Origin of the sequence: Mesorhizobium sp. WSM4312, from assembly GCF_002294875.1 — a bacterium.
Lineage (GTDB): Bacteria > Pseudomonadota > Alphaproteobacteria > Rhizobiales > Rhizobiaceae > Mesorhizobium.
This window is the reverse complement of sequence record NZ_NSFU01000026.1, coordinates 1-18467: the sequence shown is the minus strand read 5'-3', so window position 1 is coordinate 18467 and position 18467 is coordinate 1. Positions and strand designations below refer to the sequence as shown.

Genomic DNA, 18467 nt, shown 5'->3' with positions numbered 1-18467 from the left:
TGTTGGACAGTCGGACTTGGCGAGGGGGACGGCCGATGACCAACGAAACAGCTGCGCGAGAACCAGCTTCGCGATCCCGGTGGTCGACCGCTCTGGTATCGGCGTTTGGCGGTCCCTTCGGTGGGTTCCTCTGGATCGGCAGCGGCAGACTGGCGGTCGCCAGCCTGATGGTGTTCAGCGCCATCTTTTTCGCGTGTGTCTATACAGGATTTCCGGTGTTGCCGGGCGTCGATCTTGGCCCGGTAGCCAACCTTTCCAGTATTGGTTTGATGCTCCTGTCGGTCGGGCTCGTTGTGCCCTTCACGCGTCGCTTCAAGCCCGACAAGTGGTTTGCGCACGGGCTTTGGGTGCTGGTGCTTGTCTTTTTGACCACTTACCCGTTTGCATTTTCAATACGCGCGTTCCTGTTCCAGCCGTTTTCCATGCCGTCCGGCAGCATGGTGCCGACGCTGGTGGAGGGAGACTATTTCTTTGTCTCCAAATTCGCCTACGGCTACGGTCGCTACAGTGTGCCCTTTGGGCTGTTGCCGGTCGATGGCCGCATATTCGGCGCCGAGCCAAGGCGAGGCGATATCATGGTTTTCAGGGTGCCGACTAACCCAGACATAGACTACGTCAAGAGACTCATCGGTTTGCCCGGTGACAGGATTCAGATGATCGATGGCGTGCTCCACATTAACGGTGTGGCGGTGAAGCTTGAGGCTGTCGGCGATTATTCGTCGGAAGAGGTAAAATCGGCGAAGCTACAGCGGGAAATACTGCCGGAGGGAGTTTCCTATCTGGTGATCGACCTGGCCGACAATTCGGTCGGCGACAACACACGCGAGTTTGTGGTGCCCGTGGGAGAGTATTTCACGTTGGGCGACAATCGCGACAACTCCAACGACAGCCGCTTCCAAATGGGCCTCGTTCCCTACGAAAATCTCGTCGGCAAGGCGGTGCGCCTGTTCTGGAATTCGCGAGGCGTGGAATATTCTTCCCGGCAGACGTTGGACGGTTCGGCTGCCAAATAGCCCGTATCGGGTCCCGCCTTGACTATTCAGTTCCTATTCCCAACGCGGCGAAGGCCAGTGTGGGACCGTCCCGTCGCAGGTGAACGAGATGGACGGCCACGAGTTCAATCAGCGTCTGGCGCTCGGCGTGATCCCTGGCGAAGCCGGCCAGGTCGAACACCGCCGCCACGGTTTCGTTCGCCGGCAATTGCTGGTCCAAAAGCGCCGTCAGCCCCGCATCGAGCGGGTCGGTGAAATGGTTTTCGGGCAAGGTTTTTCCGCGTGCGGCGCAGGCGGCGATCCAGGCCGCCACCACCAGCGTGAGATGCACGAACTCAGTACCGGCTTCGAGGCATTCGATGGCCGAGGCGATGATGCGCTGCGGCAGTTTCTGGCTGCCATCATTGGCGATCTGCGCCGTGCGGTGGGCGAGCGCGGTGTTTGAAAAACGCTCGGCAAGCTCGGCCGTGTAGGTCGCCGTGGCGAGCCCGGCATCTTCCGGCAATGTCGGGATGGCCTCGGCCCATAGCCCGTCGACGAACTTCCGGATCGCCGGATCGGCGAAAGCGCGGTCGACAGTGGCGTGGCCGCTGAGCAGGCCGAGATAGGCGATGCCCGAATGCGCGCCGTTGAGCAGCCTGAGCTTCATGTCCTCGAAGGGGCCGACATGGCCGACCATGGTGACGCCGAACTTTTCCCAGTCCGGCCTGCCCGCCGGAAAATTGTCCTCGACCACCCATTGGCGGAAGGGCTCGGTCATCACGGGCCAGGCATCGTCGACACCGAGTTCGCCAGCGATGCGTGCCCGGTCGGCGTCGGTGGTTGCCGGCACGATGCGATCGACCATGCTCGACGGAAAGGCGACTTCATTCGCGATGTGGTCGGCGATCCTGGTGTCGCCTGCCGTGGCAAACCTGGCATCGCGCAGCTCGGCGAATTCGGTCAGCAGCCGATGCAGTGTGGCGCCGTTGGCCGGCAGGTTGTCGCAGCACAGCACGGTGAAGGGCGCGGTGCCGGCGGCCAGTCTCCGGGCGAGCGCCTCGGCGAGGAAACCATGCGCCGTCTTCGGCATCCGCGGATTGGCCAGATCATGGATGATATCGGGATGAGCGGTGTCCAATCCGCCGCCCGCGGCCCTGAGATAGGCCTTTTCGGTGATGGTCAGCGTGACGATGCGGGTGCGCGGATCGGTCAGCGCGGCCAGCACCGCGCCCGGGTCCTCCGGTGCCACCAGCATCGACTGGATAGAGCCGATGACGCGCAGCTCCTCCTCGCCACTGCTGCGGACCGCCAGCGTGTAGAGCCCGTCCTGCGGCGACAGCGCGTCGCGCGTGTCGGGGCTGCGCAAGGAGACGCCGACGATGCCCCACTCCGTTTCGCCCGCCGCCAGGCACTCGTCGACATAGGCGGCCTGATGGGCGCGATGGAAGGCACCGACGCCGAGATGCACGATGCCCGGCGCAACCGTGCCGCGGTCATATCGAGGTGCGACGACCCCCACCGGCAACGCATGCGCCGTGCGGTTGGAAAGGCGGCGGTCTGTCATCGGTTCGCGGCGCTCGTCTGACTGGTGATCTTGCTGGGCGGATCGGCAACCGAGGTAACATCGCCGGCCTTTGCCCACAATGCTCAGCTTTGCTCAAAAGTCATCATACAACAGTCTAATGTTTGTATGTTGACATAATTTGTAGCCGACCCTACCGATAGCGCCCTGGGAGGATCGCCGTGGCGCTGACCGATGCGGATTTGCTGTTTCCCGCCGAGGGGCATCCGCGCTCGATCGCCCGCGATCTCTATGCCGGGATCAAAGACCTGCCGCTCGTCAGCCCGCACGGCCACACCGATCCGCGCTGGTACGCGCTCAACGGGCCGTTCCCGGACCCTGCGCAATTGCTTATCGTCCCGGACCACTACATCTTCCGTATGCTGTTCAGTCAGGGCGTTCGGCTCGAGGATCTCGGCGTGCCGACCCTCAAAGGCGCGCCGGTGGAGACCGACGGCAGGACGATCTGGCGACGCTTCGCCGAACACTATTATCTCTTCCGTGGCACGCCGACCCGGCTGTGGTTCGACCATGTGCTCGCCGATCTGTTCAGTATCGAAGAGCCGCTGGATGCAACGACGGCCGACCGCCATTACGACACGATCGCGACGGTGCTGCAGTGGGAGAATTTCCGCCCGCGTGCGCTGTTCGAGCGCTTCAACATCGAGGTCATCTCGACCACCGAAGGCGCGCTCGACGATCTCAGATGGCACCAGATGATCCGCGACAGCGGCTGGGAAGGCCGCGTTATCACCGCCTATCGGCCGGATGCCGTCGTCGATCCCGACTTCGAAGGGTTTTCGGCCAATCTCGACCGGCTCGGCGAAATCACAGGCTGCGATACGGGGAGCTGGGCCGGCTATCTTGAGGCGCATCGCCAGCGGCGCGCCTTCTTCAAGAGCTTCGGTGCGACCTCGTCGGATCATGGCCACCCGACGGCCGAGACCGCCAATCTTTCCGATGCGGCGGCGCAGGAGCTGTTCGACCGCATCCGCCGCGGCTCGCAGGATGAGCGCGAGCGCAAACTGTTCCGCGCCCAGATGCTGACCGAGATGGCCAAGATGAGCCGGGATGACGGGCTGGTGCTGCAGATCCATCCCGGCTCCTGGCGCAATCATTCGCCTTCCATTTTCCAGAGATTCGGCCGCGACAAGGGCTTCGATATCCCGACCCGGACCGATTATGTGACGGCGCTGAAGCCGTTGCTCGATTGCGTCGGGCTGGAGCGCGACCTGACCGTCATCCTCTTCACGCTCGACGAGACCAGCTATGCGCGCGAACTGGCGCCGCTGGCCGGCGTCTACCCGGCGCTGAAGCTCGGGCCGGCGTGGTGGTTCCATGACAGCCCCGAAGGCATGCGCCGCTTTCGCGAGATGACGACCGAGACGGCAGGCTTCTACAACACCGTCGGCTTCAACGACGACACCCGCGCCTTTCCCTCGATACCAGCGCGCCACGACGTGGCGCGGCGTGTCGATTGCGCATTCCTGGCGCGGCTCGTCGCCGAACATCGATTGCGCGAGGGCGAGGCGCATGAACTGGCCCGCGACCTTGCCTACACGCTCGCGAAGAAAGCGTACCGGCTGTGAGCCGGGCGTTTCGGTTTTCAAAGGGAGGAAAGTCATGGCGCATTTTTCGAAACTGATGGCAGCCACATTCGCCTTCGGCTCGCTGCTGGTCGGCATTGCCAACGCCGGGACCGTATTGCGATCGTCGGATACGCATCCGGACGGCTATCCGACGGTCGAGGCGGTCAAATACATGGGCGACCTGATCAAGCAGCGCACCAATGGCCGCTATTCGGTCGAGGTCTATCATTCGGCGCAACTTGGCGAGGAGAAGGACACGATCGAGCAGACGCAGGCCGGGGTCATCGACCTCGACCGCGTCTCGATGGGGCCTTTCAACGGCATCGTGCCGGAGACCGCAGTGCCGTCACTGCCCTACATGTTCCGTTCGGTCGAGCACATGCGCCACGTCATGGACGGGCCCATCGGCGACCAGATCCTGAAGGCGTTCGAAACGCATGATCTCGTCGGTCTGGCCTTCTACGATTCCGGGGCGCGTTCCTTCTACAACACCAAGAAGGACATCACCTCGATCGCCGACCTGAAAGGCATGAAGTTCCGCGTCATCCAGTCGGACGTGTTTGTCGACATGGTCAATGCGCTGGGCGCCAATGCCACGCCGATGGCCTATGGCGAGGTCTATTCGGCGTTGCAGACCGGCGTCATCGACGGTGCCGAGAACAATTGGCCGAGCTTCGAATCCGCCAAACATTACGAAGTCGCGAAGCACTATACGATGGACCAGCACCAGATCGTGCCGGAAGTGCTCGTCATGTCGAAGGCAAGCTGGGAGAAGCTCTCGCCGGAAGACCAGGGGATCGTGCGGCAAGCGGCCAAGGACAGCGTCGTCAAGATGCGCGAACTGTGGGACGCGCAGGAGAAGAAGTCGCGCGGCATCGTCGAGAAGGCCGGCGTCAAGGTCAGCGAAATCGACAAGCAGCCGCTGATCGATGCGATGAAGCCGGTCTACGACAAGTATCTGTCGACGCCCGAGCTGAAGGACCTGGCCGCGCGCATACAGGCCGAGAAATGAGCGGGACGGGCAACGGGCCGAGCAGCGCGGAAACCACCGCGCTGCCTTCGATCAACGCGGCCAAGGGATTCTGGCTCGGTGTGGAGCGCGTGCTCTCCGGGCTCGCCCGGCTGGCCCTGTGGGTCAGCGGCGCCGGATTGACGCTGATGACGATCATCATCTTCTGGCAGGTTTTCTCGCGCTATATGCTGAACCGCTCGCCGAGTTGGACGGAATCCTTTTCCGTGCTCCTGATGGGCTGGTTCATCTTCCTGGGTGCGGCCGTCGGCGTGCGTGAACGCACGCATCTCGGCTTCGATGTGCTGCTTTATGTCCTGCCCACCTCGGCCAAGGCGGTGCTGCGCAGCATTTCGGACATCGTCGTGTTCGCTTTCGGTGCCGGCATGATCGTCTACGGGGTCCAACTGGCCAAGCTGACATGGAACACGGTGATGCCTTCGCTTGCGCTGCCCGGCGGCGTCAGCTTCCTGCCGGTCATTTTGGGTGGTGCGTTGGTCTGCCTGTTTTCACTGGAGCGGCTGGCCGGGCGTTTTGCCGGCCTGCCCGTCGACGCGGATATCTATGCAACCGGCGAGGAGCTTTGAACAATGGCGCTGGCCGTCCTCTTCGGTACATTCGTGTTCCTGCTGGTCATCGGCACGCCGATCGCGTTCTGTCTCGGCGTCGCCAGCTTCGCGACGATCCTGACGCTCGGCCTGCCGCCCGTCGTGGTGTTCCAGCGGCTCAATTCCGGCGTCAGCGTCTTTTCGCTCATGGCCATCCCGTTCTTCATCTTCGCGGGCGACCTGATGGTGCGCGGTGGCATCGCCGCAAGACTGGTGGCGCTGGCAGGATCGCTGGTCGGCCATCTGCGCGGCGGCCTCGGGCAGGTCAACATAGCGGCCTCGACGATGTTTGGCGGCATTTCCGGCTCGGCGGTCGCGGATGCTTCGGCGGTCGGCGGGCTGATGATCCCGCAGATGAAGGCGCGCGGCTACGGCATCGACTACGCCGTCAACATCACCTCGGTCGGCGCAATCATCGCCCTTTTGATTCCGCCCTCGCACAATATGATCATCTATTCCATCTCTGCTGGCGGCCGCATCTCGATCGCGGACCTTTTCACGGCTGGCGTCCTGCCGGGTCTGCTGCTGGCGCTGTCGCTGATGGTAACGGCGTATTGGGTCGCAAGCCGCCGAGGGTATCCGACGGAACCCTTCGCCGGCTTCGGCCGGGCGTTGCAGTTGCTTGTCGCCGCCATTCCCGGCCTCATCCTGATAGGCATAATCTTCGGCGGCGTCAGGTCCGGCGTCTTCACCGCGACCGAAAGCTCGTGCATCGCCATCGTCTATGCTTTCCTGGTGACGTTGATCGTCTACCGCTCGATGAGTTGGGGCGATTTCGTCGCGGCCACGACGGCGGCGGTGCGTACCACCGCCATGGTGCTGATGATCATCGGGTGTGCGGCTGCCTTCGGCTGGTTGCTCGCCTATCTTCGCGTGCCGGCCGCGCTCGTCGCCTTCCTGCAATCGGTGTCCAGCGACAAGCTGGTCATTCTCCTGCTGATCAATGTCGTGCTTTTGATCCTCGGCACCTTCATGGACATGTCGCCGCTCATCATCATCACGACCCCGATCTTCCTGCCGGTCGTCATGGCCTATGGCGTCGATCCCGTCCATTTCGGCGTGATCCTCATCCTCAATCTCGGCATCGGCCTTTGCACACCGCCGGTCGGCGCGGTTCTGTTCGTCAGCTGCGCCATCGGCCGTATCCCGATCTGGACAGCGATGCGCTCGATCTGGCCATTCTATGGTGCCGCCTTCGTCGTGCTGATGCTTGTCACCTACGTGCCGGAAATTTCATTGTGGCTGCCGAGCCTGTTCCACTAGGAGATCGCCACGTGTCCGATACCGCGCGCGACCTCAGGGTCGAGAGAAAACCCAAGCTGTCGGAGACCGTCGTGGCGGCGATCCGCAGGCAGCTTCAGGCGGGCGAGATCCTGGCCGGCCACAAACTGCCCACCGAAGGCCAACTGACCGAAACCTTCGGCGTCAGCCGCACCGTCATCCGCGAGGCCTTGGCCAAGCTTGCCGCCGACGGCCTGGTCGAGCCGCGCCAGGGCGCCGGCGTCTTCGTCACCGAGCACATCTCGACGATGTTCGGTGCGCTTGCCGCCGACATGGGTAGCAAGGATTCGATCGCCCTCAACGTGCTCGAAGTGCGCCTGGCGATCGAGATCGAATCGGCCGGGCTCGCCGCCATCCGCCGCAACGCCGCTCAGGAGGCGGCGATCCAGGAAGCCTTCTTTGAATTCGAGCGGCTGCTGCTCGCCAGCGAGCCGACCGGTCCGGCCGATCTTGCCTTCCACCGCGCCATCGCCAGCGCCACCAACAATCCGTTCTACGTCGAGATGCTCGACGTGCTCGGCCGCCGCGCCATTCCGTGCGACGTGACCTCACCCTGGTCCACCGAACTGGTGCAGTCCGACAGCTATCAGCGCGGGCTGCAGCGCGAGCATCTGGTGATCCTCGATGCGATTACATCGGGCGATGCCGAAGCCGCGCGCGAGGCGATGCGCGCCCATCTGGGCGCCAGCCAGCAACGCTACCGAGAGCGTCTGCACGCGCGACAGGCTTATTACGCCAGTTCGGTCAAGGCGGCCGCCGGCGAATGATCCATCGGAAGTCAGGACGGAAATGAGCCAGAACCATACCGACTATACATCGCGCTTCGCCATTGATCCGGTTGCCGCCGCGGCCATGGGAACGGACGAACTGCGGCACAATTTCCACATCGGGGACCTGTTCCAGCCAGGCCGCATCAACCTGACCTACACTCATTATGACCGCATGGTCGTCGGTGGCGCCATGCCGGTGGCGACAGCGTTGCGGCTGGAAGCGATCAAACCGACCGGGACCAAAGGTTTTCTCGATCGTCGCGAACTGATCGCCGTCAACATCGGCGGCGCCGGCACGATCGAAGCAGGCGGCCAGTCCTTCGAATTGCAGGCGCGCGACATGCTCTATCTCAGCATGGGCACCAATGATGTGGCGTTCGCCTCGGATGACAAGGCCGCGCCGGCCAAGTTCTACCTGCTCAGCGCGCCAGCGCACCAGGCACATCCCAACCGGCTGATCCGCGTCAGTGACGCCAGGCGCCTCGACCTCGGCAGCAAGGATGCCTGCAACGAGCGCTCGATCTTCCAGTTCATCCATGCCGAAGGGGCACAGACCTGCCAGCTTGTCGTCGGCATGACGCAGCTGGCGCCCGGCTCCATCTGGAACACCATGCCGTGCCATGTGCACGACCGCCGCATGGAGGCCTATCTTTACTTCGACCTGGCCGAGGCGGCACGCGTCTTCCATTTCATGGGCGAGCCGGACGAAACGCGCCATATCGTCATGCGCAACGAGGAAGCGGTGCTGTCGCCGGGCTGGTCGATCCATTCGGGCGCGGGCACCTCCAACTATGCCTTCATCTGGGCCATGGCCGGTGACAATGTCGACTATACCGACATCGAGCCCGTGACGATGGAAGAGCTGCGGTGAGCGATCTCTCCGCCTTCAGCCTGGCCGGCAAGCGCATTCTCGTCACCGGCGCCAACACCGGCATCGGCCAAGGCATTGTCCTCTCGATCGCGCGCGCGGGCGGCACGGTGGTCGGCGTCGGCCGCTCGTCGATGGACGATACGGCGAGCAAGGTCGCGGCCATCGGCGCCAGGTTCGAAGCGGTGAGCGCCGACCTTGCCGACACGGCGGCCGCCGGACCGATGCTGGATCGGGTGTGGGACGAAAGCGGGCCGCTCGACGGGCTGGTCAACAATGCCGGCATCATCCGGCGCGCCGATGCCGTCGATCTGGCCGAGACCGACTGGGACGACGTCATGGACGTCAATTTGAAGACGGTGTTTCTGCTTTGCCAGTCCTTCGCCAGGCGCGCGCTTGCCGATGGTCGCCGGGGCAAGATCGTCAACATTGCCTCGGTGCTGAGTTTCCAGGGTGGCATCCGCGTCGCCTCCTACACCGCCTCGAAACACGGCGTGCTCGGCATCACCCGCCTGCTCGCCTGCGAATGGGCGGCCAAGGGCATCAATGTCAATGCCATCGCCCCGGGCTATGTCGAGACCAACAACACGCACGCGCTGCGGGCCGACCCCGATCGCAGCGCCGCCATTCTCGGGCGCATTCCAGCGGGGCGGTGGGGCGAGCCGTCGGACATTGGCGATGCCGCCGTCTTCCTGCTGGCACGGGCTTCCGACTATATGCATGGCGCCGCGGTTCCGGTGGATGGCGGCTGGCTGGCGCGCTGAGGAGAGGACATGACCAAGACCAAGATCTTCGCGCATGCCGGCGAGGGCGCCTGGACGCCGACGGCAGACGGCAACAGGCGGCGCGTTCTCCTCTCCACCGATGAGCTGATGCTGGTTGAGTTCGGCTTCGACAAGGGTGGCGTCGGCGCCTTGCATTCGCACCCGCATGTCCAGTCAAGCTATGTCGCCGAGGGCCGTTTCGAGGTGACCATCGACGGGCGGACGGAAATTCTCGAGGCCGGCGGCAGCTTCATCGTGCCGTCCGGTCTGGTGCATGGCGTCAAGGCGCTGGAAGCGGGACGGCTGGTCGACAGCTTTACGCCGCACCGTGCCGATTTTCTTGCTCTAAATCAAAGCGATAGAGCATGATGTCGTCCGAAAACCGCTTCACAGTTTTCGGCATCATGCTTTAGCCGAGGACTTGCCCAGCCAAATCTGGGAGATCGAGTGCGGGCACATGACCCGCGCCCCAAGAGAGGCGCGGGTTGTTGCCTGGGCGCTTGTGGCGCCGCGGTACTCAAGACATGACCGCAGGATGCGAAGCCTGCCGCATCGTGGTGAAGATAAGCTTAATGCGCCGTACAACCGACGGCTGCCTTCGGTCAGGTGATGTGCCGGAGCAGGCTGAAAATCCGCTCGAACGTCTTGCCGTAGGGCGGGCGCAGCAGGGCGCCGGCGCTCAGGCGCGACTGCAGGAAAACCGGCTTCTCCTTGCTGAAGGTGCGGAACCCCCATTCGCCGTGATAGGCGCCCATGCCGCTGGCGCCGACGCCGCCGAAAGGCTGGTTCTCCTGCACCAGATGCAGCATGCAGTCGTTGACGGTGACGCCGCCGGCGACGGTCTCGCGCAAGATACGCCGGCGGTTGGTGCTGTCGTTGCCGAACCAGTAGAGCGCGAGCGGCCGGTCGGCCTGGTTCACATGGCTGATCGCCTCGTCGACGGTGGCATATTCGACGATCGGCAGCACCGGGCCGAAAATCTCCTCGCGCATCAGCCGCAAATCCGGGCCGGCATTGCTGACCAGGGTCGGCAAAAGTTTGCGGCTCGCGGCGCCGAAGTCCTCGCCGGCCGGATTGATTTCGACGACATCGGCACCGGCATCGCGGGCTTCCGCGATCATGGCGCGCAGGCGCTGAAAATGCCGGTCGCTGATGATGGCGGTGTAGTCGGGGTTGTCGCGCAGCGTCGGGTAGAGCCGCGCCACCGCGGCAGCGAGTTTGGCGGCGACCGTGCCGGCCTGCCCCTTGGGCACCAGCAGATAGTCCGGTGCGATGCAGGTCTGCCCGGCATTGAGCAGCTTGCCATAGGCGATGCTGGCCGTTGCCGCATCGAGATCGCAGGAGGGATCGAAGATCGCCGGCGACTTGCCGCCGAGTTCGAGCGTGACGGGAGTGAGGTTGGCGGCCGCGGCGATCGCGACCTGGCGGCCGATCGCGGTCGAGCCGGTGAACAACAGATGATCGAACGGCATCGACACGAAGGCCTTGCCCATCTCGGCATCGCCGGGGATGACGCTCAACTCGTCGGGGGCGAAATGTTCGCCGGCCAGTCTGGCGAGCAGCGCCGAAAAGGCCGGCGTCAGTTCGGACGGCTTGACCAGCACGCGGTTGCCGGCGGCGAGCGCTGCCGTGACCGGCGCGACGGCAAGCTGGAACGGGTAGTTCCAGGGCGACACGATGCCGACGACGCCGAGCGGCTGTGGCACGAGGCGATTGCGGCCCGGCAGGAACGGCAAGGTGGTGGCGACACGACGTTCCCGCATCCATCCGCTCAGATGAGACAACGTATGGCGGATGCCGGCGCGCACGACAAACAGTTCGGCCAGGCGCGTCTCATGCGCCGAGCGGCCGCCAAAGTCCGCGTCGATCGCGGCGCAGATCTCCGCCTCATGCCGTTCGGTCAGCGCCAGCAGGCGCTTCAGCCGGTCCTTGCGAACGCTCAGGTCCGGAAAGGGCTGCTTCTCGAAGGCGGCGCGCTGCAGCTTGAACCGTTCGTCAAGGACGTCCTGTCTCACCTGCAGCATCGTGCCCTCCCTGGCTTTTGCCGGCCAAGCTTACATCCGAGCGCGAAGGAATCCAGCGGGGGTGCGGGTGTCGCTGGGGAAGCTGTGCCTTCGCGGGCCACGGTCAGTCAGTCCGCCGTCGACATGGATGACCGTTCCGGTTGTGTTCCAAGGATAGCTGCGCTACTCCAAAGGTTCACGCGGAGAGCATCTTGATCGATTCCCACATCCTCTCCCATCCCCGAAAAATCGCTTCCCGTCCGGTGTCCGACTGATGTCGGCACAGGCGGCGAGTGTCCGGGCGGAGGATCCCAAACGGCGCGTCCTGAAAGACGTGTTCGGCTTCGACGATTTCCGCCCCGGCCAGGCCGATGTCATGGACGCGCTGCTCGGCGGGCGCCATGTGCTGGCCGTCATGCCGACGGGCGCGGGCAAATCGCTTTGCTACCAGGTGCCGGCGCTGGTCATGGGCGGGCTCGCCCTGGTCGTGTCGCCGCTGGTGGCGCTGATGCAGGATCAGGTCGCGGCCTTGCGGCTGGCGGGCGTCGGCGCCGATACGATCAATTCCTCGCTCGACCGGGAAGCCAATGTCGCGGCCTGGCGCCGCGTGGCATCAGGCCAGACGCGGCTGCTCTACCTGGCGCCGGAACGGCTGATGACCGAGCGGATGCTCGAGGCGCTTTCCAGGCTCGAAATCAGCCTGATCGCCATCGACGAGGCACATTGCATCTCGCAATGGGGGCCGGCGTTCCGGCCTGAGTATGAGGATCTGTCGCGCCTGCGCCACATCTTCCCCAACGTGCCGATCATCGCGGTGACGGCGACGGCGGATGAAAGCACGCGCAGCGATATCGAGGCGCGGCTGTTCGCCGAGCGGGTCGAAACGCTGGTGCTGGGGTTCGACCGGCCCAACATCAAGCTCGCCATCGAATCCAAGCAGGACAGCAAGCGGCAATTGCTGCGTTTCATCGAGCGTCACCCGGGCAAGAGCGGCATCGTCTACTGCCTGTCGCGCAAGAAGACGGAGGAGATGGCGGCCTTCCTGGAAAAGAACGGCGTCACCGCGCTCGCCTATCACGCCGGCATGAGCAAGGAGGCGCGCGAGGCCAATCAAAACGCCTTCATGACGCTGTCGGGCGTCGTCATGGTGGCGACCATCGCCTTCGGCATGGGCATCGACAAGCCCGATGTCGCCTATGTCTTCCATACCGACATGCCGGGCAGCCTGGAGGCCTATTATCAGGAGATCGGCCGTGCCGGCCGTGACGGGCGCAAGGCCGAGGCGCATATGCTGTACGGCCTTGGCGACATCCGCATGCGCCGGCTGTTCATCGACGACGAGGATGCTGCGGTCGAGCACAAGAAGCGCGCGCATCGCCGGCTCGACACGCTGATCGGCTATTGCGAGACGGCGCAGTGCCGTCGCCAGGTGCTGCTCGGCTATTTCGGAGAAGAAGCCGAGCCTTGCGGCAATTGCGACAACTGCCTGGACCAGGTGCCGCGCGCCGATGGCGGCGCGGAAGCGCGCATCATCCTGGCCGCGGTCGCGCAGAGCGGCGAGCGCTTCGGCGCCGCCCATGTCATCGATATCCTGCTCGGCCACGAGACCGAGAAGATCCTGGCCCGCGGTCACCAGAAGCTCGCCAGCTTCGGCAGCGGCGCGGCGCATAGGAAGGATCTTTGGCTATCGCTGATCCGGCAGCTCGTGGCCGGCGGTTTCCTCGAGCCAGATCCGAGCGGCCATGGCGGCCTCGCCATCGCCGAGAAAGGCCATGCGCTCGGCCGCGGCGAGATGCCGTTCCATTACCGTGTCGAGATGCGCAGCCGCGCCTTGCGCAAGATGCGGGCGGAGGGTTCGGGCGCCAACGCCGATGGCGTCGATGCCTCGCTGCTGGCCACGCTCAAATCCCTGCGGCTGCGCCTGGCCAAGGAGCGCCAGGTGCCGGCCTATGTGGTGTTTTCCGACCGCACGCTGATCGACATGGCCGAACGCCGCCCGCGCGACCTCGACGCCTTCGCCGAGGTCCATGGCGTGGGAGGGGCGAAGCTCAAGGAGTTCGGGGAGATTTTTGTCAAGGCGATTGCCGGACACCGGTCCGAAGGATCGGACTGAAAACCCTCACCACATCCTGCAGGCAATCCTCACATCTGTATCGACATGCCGCCATCGACGGTCAGGACGTGCCCGTTGACGAAAGACGCCGCGTCGCTGGCGAGGAAAAGCGCGGCGCCGGCGATTTCCTGCGGCCGCCCCCAGCGCTGCAGCGGAACCCGCTGGCGGGCGAAGGCGACCAGATCGGGGTTTGCCGCCATCGCGGCATTGGTCTCGGTGGCAAACATTCCCGGCGCGATGGCGTTGCTGGTCACGCCGTGGGCGCCATATTCGACGGCAATGCTGCGCATCAAGCCGGTCAGTCCCTGCTTGGCGGCGGGATAGATGGCATCGCCGGGTCGCGCCATCTCACCGACGATCGAGGTCACCGCGATCAGCCGGCCATGACCCTGGGCCTTCATGATCTCCGCCGCATCGCGTGACAGCGAGATCGCCGACAACAGATCCGTCCTGATCAGATCGAGAATGTCGTCGTCGTTGAAGGCGGCGAGCGGCCGCCTGTCGCGAGCGCCGACATTGTTGACGAGGACGTCGAGCCGGCCTCGGGTCTTGCTGATCTCGGCAATCATCGCGCGGCCCGCCCCGATGTCGGCGACGTCGAAGACCGCCGCTTGCGCACTGCCGCCATTTGCGGTGATGGCGGCGACGGCGCTATCGAGCGTCGCTGCGGTGCGTCCAGTCATCACGACATGGGCTCCGGCTTCGACAAAGGCACGCGCAATCTCGAAACCGAGGCCGCGTCCGCCGCCGGTGATCAGGGCCACGCGCCCCTTCAGGGAAAATCGATCGAAAATGCTCACAACCGGCGGCCTCTGCACGCATGGGACGGAAACCGATCCCATGCGGCAATCGGCGGCTTGTTGCCAGCCTACCGTTCAATCGAAGCCGGTCAAATGAACTTCATTTCGTTTCGTCTCGGGAGCGTGTCTGTTTGTACTATCCGAGCCGACGGAACGCCGCGCCGAAATTGCGCGCACTGGCGGCGAAATTCGCGCAGCTAATTTGACAAACTTTGCCAAAGTATGCCATACCGTAGGTCATCGGAGGTGGCTATGGCGACAATGAACGTGTCCTTGCCCGATCCCATGAAAGACTGGGTCGAGGCGCAAACCAAGACAGGCCGCTATGCCAATGCGAGCGACTATGTGCGGGATCTGATCCGCCGGGATCAGGAGCGCAATGACAAGATCGCGGCCATGCAGCGCTTCGTCGATGACGGTCTGAAAAGCGGCATCGGCACTCGTTCCAAGGACGCGCTTTTCGCCGAGGCGCTGACGCGGGCCAATGCGCCGCGCGGCAATTGACCATGGGATTTCGCCTCTCTGTAGCGGCGGAAGAAGATATTATCGCTATCGCTGAAGAGGGTATGCGTCTGTTCGGCGCAGCGCAGACCGGACTGTATCATGAGCAGCTATTTGCGATCCCGCCGATGCGCATCCACCCGTTCAAGGCCCACCTTGTCGTCTACAGGATCGAAGCAGACGGCCATATTCTCATTGTCCGGATACGTCACGGACACGAGGATTGGTCAGGCGATGTCCCTTAGGCCGGACCAAGCCCAGGCTGCGACATCTTTCGGGGTGTCGGGCAATTTATGAAGTAGGGTGGCGGAGAGGGAGGGATTCCCTTTCACCTCTATGATACTGAAAATACTAGTCTTTTCGCGCTTTTTGTTACACAGTTTGTTACACAGCTACAACTACGATTTATAACCGCTCTAAGCTCGCAGCTTTTGGGCTCGCCTGCCCAATCCATCCGATCTGTCGAAACCGATGGCTTGTAGGACACTCCCGCGTGTGTACGTTGGGGCTTGGGTCAGAAGGTGACCCACAGCAAAGACGGGAGCGCCGCAGCGCAAAAGATCTCATCGGTCAAGGAACAGATAGTGAAGTAGCCTGTGACAATCGGCGCCAGCATCACCTCCAAAGCCGACCAGGAAAAACCCGCAAAAAACGTCGCCCTCAGATACCCCGTCGGCAATGAATATGGGACCGAAGTTGCGCGGCAGATCGGGCGTTAGATGCCTTCATGACATCTGAACCTGAGCAGGCTCCTACGCCGCGAGCCGGCACATTTCCGAACGGAGTTTCGTCCGGCTGCGCAAAAAGGTGCCCTGTCGAGACTTACTTGTTGGCCAAATGGCTTAGCAGGGACGAACTCGTGAAGAGATTGATAATGCAACACTATCAGTCGTTGTGCTGATCCGACAGGCTGTGCGTTTTGGCACGAAAATCATGGCGAAAAGCGCACCGGCACTTTACTCTCCAAATTATGATTCGCCTCGATCCCGCGACCGCCAGCTCCTCTGCGCCGCCCTCCGTTCCCGCGTGGGCGATCACAAGCGCCGGCGCGCCGAGTGACGGCGACGCCGCCTTCCGGGCCGGCGCCGCCCTGGGTGCCCTCGACACGCTCGCCCGCGCGCAGGCAGCCTGGGCCGGCGCTTGGCGGCAGCGGCTGGCGGTTCGCTGCGCCGCCTCCAGCATGCGGCTCGCCGGCCGCGCCGAGGATGCGGCCGCCTTGCGCGATGCCTGGCATTTGCGTCCCCTACGTGCTGACCCCGGTCCCGCAGGCGCCGTCTTTGGCGCCTGGCGGCAGTTGGCCAGGCAGCCGCCCGCCGCTACGCCCGGCCGGCTCGGGAAGATACTCGACCAGCTTGGCCTCCATTGGGACGGCGCCGCGCTCGCCGACCTTTGCACGCAGATCGAAAAACTCGGGGTATCCCAGCGGTCGGCGCCATTCGACGCCGCGGCGATCGCCGCTGAGGTCGTCGCCATGCGTCCCGATGCCGAAGTCTTTGGCTGGTGGCTCGCCGACCTGGTACTGGCGCAACGCCTGGGCTGGCCGCAGCCCCTGCCGCTCCTAATGGCGCAGGGTTTTGGACCATCTTTCCGCACCGAGGCCGGCGGTGGCCGGCGCATCCGGCCCGGGGACAAGAATTTTGAGCGGGCGGTTTGCATCGCGCTCGTCGCGGCCGCCGCGGACGCTTGTCGGTTGGCCGCCGAGCTGTCGCGCCGGGCCGAAAAACTCCTGGCGGTGGCGCCGAAACTGCGCGCCAAAGGCGCCGGCGACGTAATCTTTCTGCTGCTCAGTGAAGACGCCGTGTCCGGATCGCTGACGACGGACAATCTGTCGCGCTTTGCATCGCGACGGCTGTTCGAACGGCTGCAGCAACTGGAGGTCGTGCGCGAGCTCTCCGGCCGCCCCACATTCCGGCTGTTCGGGCTGTAGCGATGAGCGAAGCGTCCGCCCGCCGCAAGCCAAACGATCAGCCGGCGCTGCTCGACACCGAACTGGAACATCTGCCGCCGGAGCTGCGCTGGTGCGAATGGATGGCCCGCGTCGAAGCGGTGATCTTTGCGGCAAATGAACCGGTGACACGTAGTGTCCTCGCGCGGGTGGTGGGAAAAAACTGCAATATCGAGCTGATCATCGACGACATTCGCGCCGAACTCGCCGGCCGCCCTTACGAGCTGGTCGCGGTCGCCGGCGGCTGGCAGCACCGGACCAAAAAGGTTTTTGGCGACGCCATTCACGCAGCCTTCGGCACGGCAGCGGGCGAGGGAGCAAAAGAACTGTCGCAGGCGGAGGCGCTTGTCTTGATGTGCATTGCCTATTTCCAGCCGATCACCCGTGGCGAGCTGTCGAGCTTTTTCGGCAAGGAGGTGTCACGTGACCTGATCGGCGTGCTGCGCGCTGAGCAGCTGGTCGCCTCGGGGCCGCGCAGCCCGCAGCCGGGCGCGCCCTACACCTATGTGACGACCAAAACTTTTCTGTCGCAGTTCGGGCTCGACACGCTGCGCCAGCTGCCGGATTTCGAGGCGCTCGAGGACGCCGGGCTGCTGTCGAAGGAGAAGCTGCTGGATCATCCCAGGGTTTGCAGATATCGACGATGATGGCGCCAGCGCCGCGCTCGACGAATAGATGATCCCATCACGGCGGGACACACGCGATCTCGCCGCTCGTCACATAGAAGATTGCGCCACGCACGCCGTCTGGTCTCGCCGGCTGGGTCCTTCGCGTGACGGAAGGGAGGTGGCGGCACGCGTCCGCTTGTCGATGAAGGATAAGCGAACAGGCAATTGATCGAGCCTGGTCGCACATGTCGATCACCATTGAGAGCTCTCGAAGGGAGAAAGTTCAATTGAACCACGTCTACCTTGAGCTTCTCGCGACGATTGAGGCGTTAAGATCCAGCCCATCGGGGCGACCATTCAGACGCTGATGGACAAGGTTCGCGACCTTTCACAGACGATCAAAGCCCTGAAAGACGATCTCCACCAGACAGCCGGCTATGGCCTGCTAAGAACCTAGCCAGCCGGCGAGTGCCCATCCCGGCCATTGTCAGCGAGGCGGCCATCCCAACAAGATCGCCTTGCCGCCACCGCCAATGGCGGATGCTGACAGCAGCGCCATAAGAACGCCAACGTAGATGGGGAAGATCATCCTCGGGCTATTCGTCCTTCCAAATGACAGTCTTCCCCCGAAAATCCCAATGAAATTTGAGGTTGGCTTTCAGTACCTCGGTGGGGATCCTCGGCTCGATCGCTGTGTGGAGAGCGTTATACGTTTCTCGGCAGAAGCTCGGCGGCGGGACATTCAGCTTGTACCCCGACGGGTACCTAAAATCTTGCTGAGAATTCATCAGGTCAAGGTTGTTGGCAATCATCTTCACGTTCCCAATCGGCGGCATTCCTAGGGCCACTGCGGCTTCGTAAATGTCCTCGATCTTGTGACCGAAGCCGAGCCGGAGACCGCGTTTCGACACGCCCTTTGAAGCTAGATACGCTTTCAAGAGGAGTTCTAGGTGTGAGCTTTCGAGAGGTTGTCCATTCGGACCGGACCGAGGAGACTGGAGTTACCACGCTTCAGCATCCATCGGAGGGTCCGAATGAACATCCACAAGAATGCCCGTCTCACACCGCTGCGT

The 18467-nt window shown here is 63.5% G+C and carries 17 protein-coding genes; 14 read left to right on the top strand and 3 right to left on the bottom strand.

What is annotated here, in order from left to right; all coding sequences use genetic code 11:
- Nucleotides 1-35 precede the first annotated feature (35 nt).
- Nucleotides 36-1013 (top strand): signal peptidase I, encoded by a 978-nt coding sequence (lepB, locus tag CK228_RS30780; RefSeq protein ID WP_245438148.1) that lies wholly within the window; start codon nt 36-38, stop codon nt 1011-1013.
- 22 nt (nt 1014-1035) lie between these two features.
- Here the strand turns inward: lepB and CK228_RS30775 are convergent, their stop codons facing one another.
- Nucleotides 1036-2538 (bottom strand): mannitol dehydrogenase family protein, encoded by a 1503-nt coding sequence (locus tag CK228_RS30775; RefSeq protein ID WP_095790263.1) that lies wholly within the window; start codon nt 2536-2538, stop codon nt 1036-1038.
- A 179-nt stretch (nt 2539-2717) separates the two neighbouring features.
- On the opposite strand from CK228_RS30775, the gene uxaC reads away from it, so the two are divergent.
- Genes uxaC through CK228_RS30735 form a run of 8 tightly spaced genes read left to right on the top strand, consistent with a single transcriptional unit; the run spans nt 2718 to nt 9793 of the window.
- Nucleotides 2718-4124, top strand: a complete 1407-nt coding sequence (uxaC, locus tag CK228_RS30770; RefSeq protein ID WP_095790262.1) for a glucuronate isomerase — start codon at nt 2718-2720, stop codon at nt 4122-4124.
- A 34-nt stretch (nt 4125-4158) separates the two neighbouring features.
- The gene (locus tag CK228_RS30765) at nt 4159-5136 is read left to right on the top strand and encodes a TRAP transporter substrate-binding protein (protein ID WP_095790261.1); all 978 of its coding nucleotides are present in this window, start codon (nt 4159-4161) and stop codon (nt 5134-5136) included.
- Nucleotides 5133-5720: a TRAP transporter small permease gene (locus CK228_RS30760; RefSeq protein WP_179296100.1), complete on the top strand. Its 588-nt coding sequence runs from the start codon at nt 5133-5135 to the stop codon at nt 5718-5720. The genes CK228_RS30765 and CK228_RS30760 overlap by 4 nt, the downstream gene beginning before the upstream one ends.
- A 3-nt stretch (nt 5721-5723) precedes the next feature.
- Nucleotides 5724-7004 (top strand): TRAP transporter large permease, encoded by a 1281-nt coding sequence (locus CK228_RS30755; RefSeq protein WP_095790260.1) that lies wholly within the window; start codon nt 5724-5726, stop codon nt 7002-7004.
- Between the two features lie 11 nt (nt 7005-7015).
- A complete protein-coding gene (locus CK228_RS30750) occupies nt 7016-7789 on the top strand; it encodes a FadR/GntR family transcriptional regulator (RefSeq protein ID WP_095790259.1) in 774 nt (257 codons plus the stop codon).
- A gap of 22 nt (nt 7790-7811) precedes the next feature.
- Nucleotides 7812-8663, top strand: coding sequence for a 5-dehydro-4-deoxy-D-glucuronate isomerase (kduI, locus tag CK228_RS30745; protein WP_095790258.1), 852 nt, complete (start codon nt 7812-7814; stop codon nt 8661-8663).
- Nucleotides 8660-9424: a 2-dehydro-3-deoxy-D-gluconate 5-dehydrogenase KduD gene (kduD, locus tag CK228_RS30740; protein ID WP_095790257.1), complete on the top strand. Its 765-nt coding sequence runs from the start codon at nt 8660-8662 to the stop codon at nt 9422-9424. Before kduI ends, kduD begins: the two co-directional genes overlap by 4 nt.
- Nucleotides 9425-9433: 9 nt before the next feature.
- Nucleotides 9434-9793 (top strand): cupin domain-containing protein, encoded by a 360-nt coding sequence (locus tag CK228_RS30735; protein WP_095775816.1) that lies wholly within the window; start codon nt 9434-9436, stop codon nt 9791-9793.
- 233 nt (nt 9794-10026) lie between these two features.
- On the opposite strand, the gene CK228_RS30730 is transcribed toward CK228_RS30735, so the two are convergent.
- The gene (locus tag CK228_RS30730; protein ID WP_095790256.1) at nt 10027-11448 is read right to left on the bottom strand and encodes a coniferyl aldehyde dehydrogenase; all 1422 of its coding nucleotides are present in this window, start codon (nt 11446-11448) and stop codon (nt 10027-10029) included.
- 253 nt (nt 11449-11701) lie between these two features.
- Between CK228_RS30730 and recQ the strand changes: the two genes are divergently transcribed.
- A complete protein-coding gene (gene recQ / locus CK228_RS30725) occupies nt 11702-13540 on the top strand; it encodes a DNA helicase RecQ (protein ID WP_095790255.1) in 1839 nt (612 codons plus the stop codon).
- A gap of 29 nt (nt 13541-13569) precedes the next feature.
- Here recQ and CK228_RS30720 read toward each other — a convergent pair whose 3' ends face one another.
- The gene (locus CK228_RS30720) at nt 13570-14340 is read right to left on the bottom strand and encodes an SDR family oxidoreductase (protein WP_095775865.1); all 771 of its coding nucleotides are present in this window, start codon (nt 14338-14340) and stop codon (nt 13570-13572) included.
- A gap of 252 nt (nt 14341-14592) precedes the next feature.
- On the opposite strand from CK228_RS30720, the gene CK228_RS30715 reads away from it, so the two are divergent.
- The 4 genes from CK228_RS30715 to CK228_RS30700 all read left to right on the top strand — a co-directional run bounded on the left by CK228_RS30715 (nt 14593) and on the right by CK228_RS30700 (nt 17433).
- Nucleotides 14593-14844, top strand: coding sequence for a type II toxin-antitoxin system ParD family antitoxin (locus CK228_RS30715; protein WP_095775864.1), 252 nt, complete (start codon nt 14593-14595; stop codon nt 14842-14844).
- Nucleotides 14845-14846: 2 nt separating this feature from the next.
- Entirely contained in the window at nt 14847-15086 is a 240-nt protein-coding gene (locus tag CK228_RS30710) for a type II toxin-antitoxin system RelE/ParE family toxin (RefSeq protein WP_095790254.1), read from the top strand.
- 725 nt (nt 15087-15811) lie between these two features.
- Nucleotides 15812-16768, top strand: coding sequence for a DUF1403 family protein (locus CK228_RS30705; protein ID WP_063169437.1), 957 nt, complete (start codon nt 15812-15814; stop codon nt 16766-16768).
- A 2-nt stretch (nt 16769-16770) separates the two neighbouring features.
- Nucleotides 16771-17433 carry an SMC-Scp complex subunit ScpB gene (locus CK228_RS30700; protein WP_063169436.1) on the top strand — a complete coding sequence of 221 codons (663 nt, stop codon included), beginning with the start codon at nt 16771-16773 and terminating at the stop codon, nt 17431-17433.
- Nucleotides 17434-18467 lie beyond the last annotated feature (1034 nt).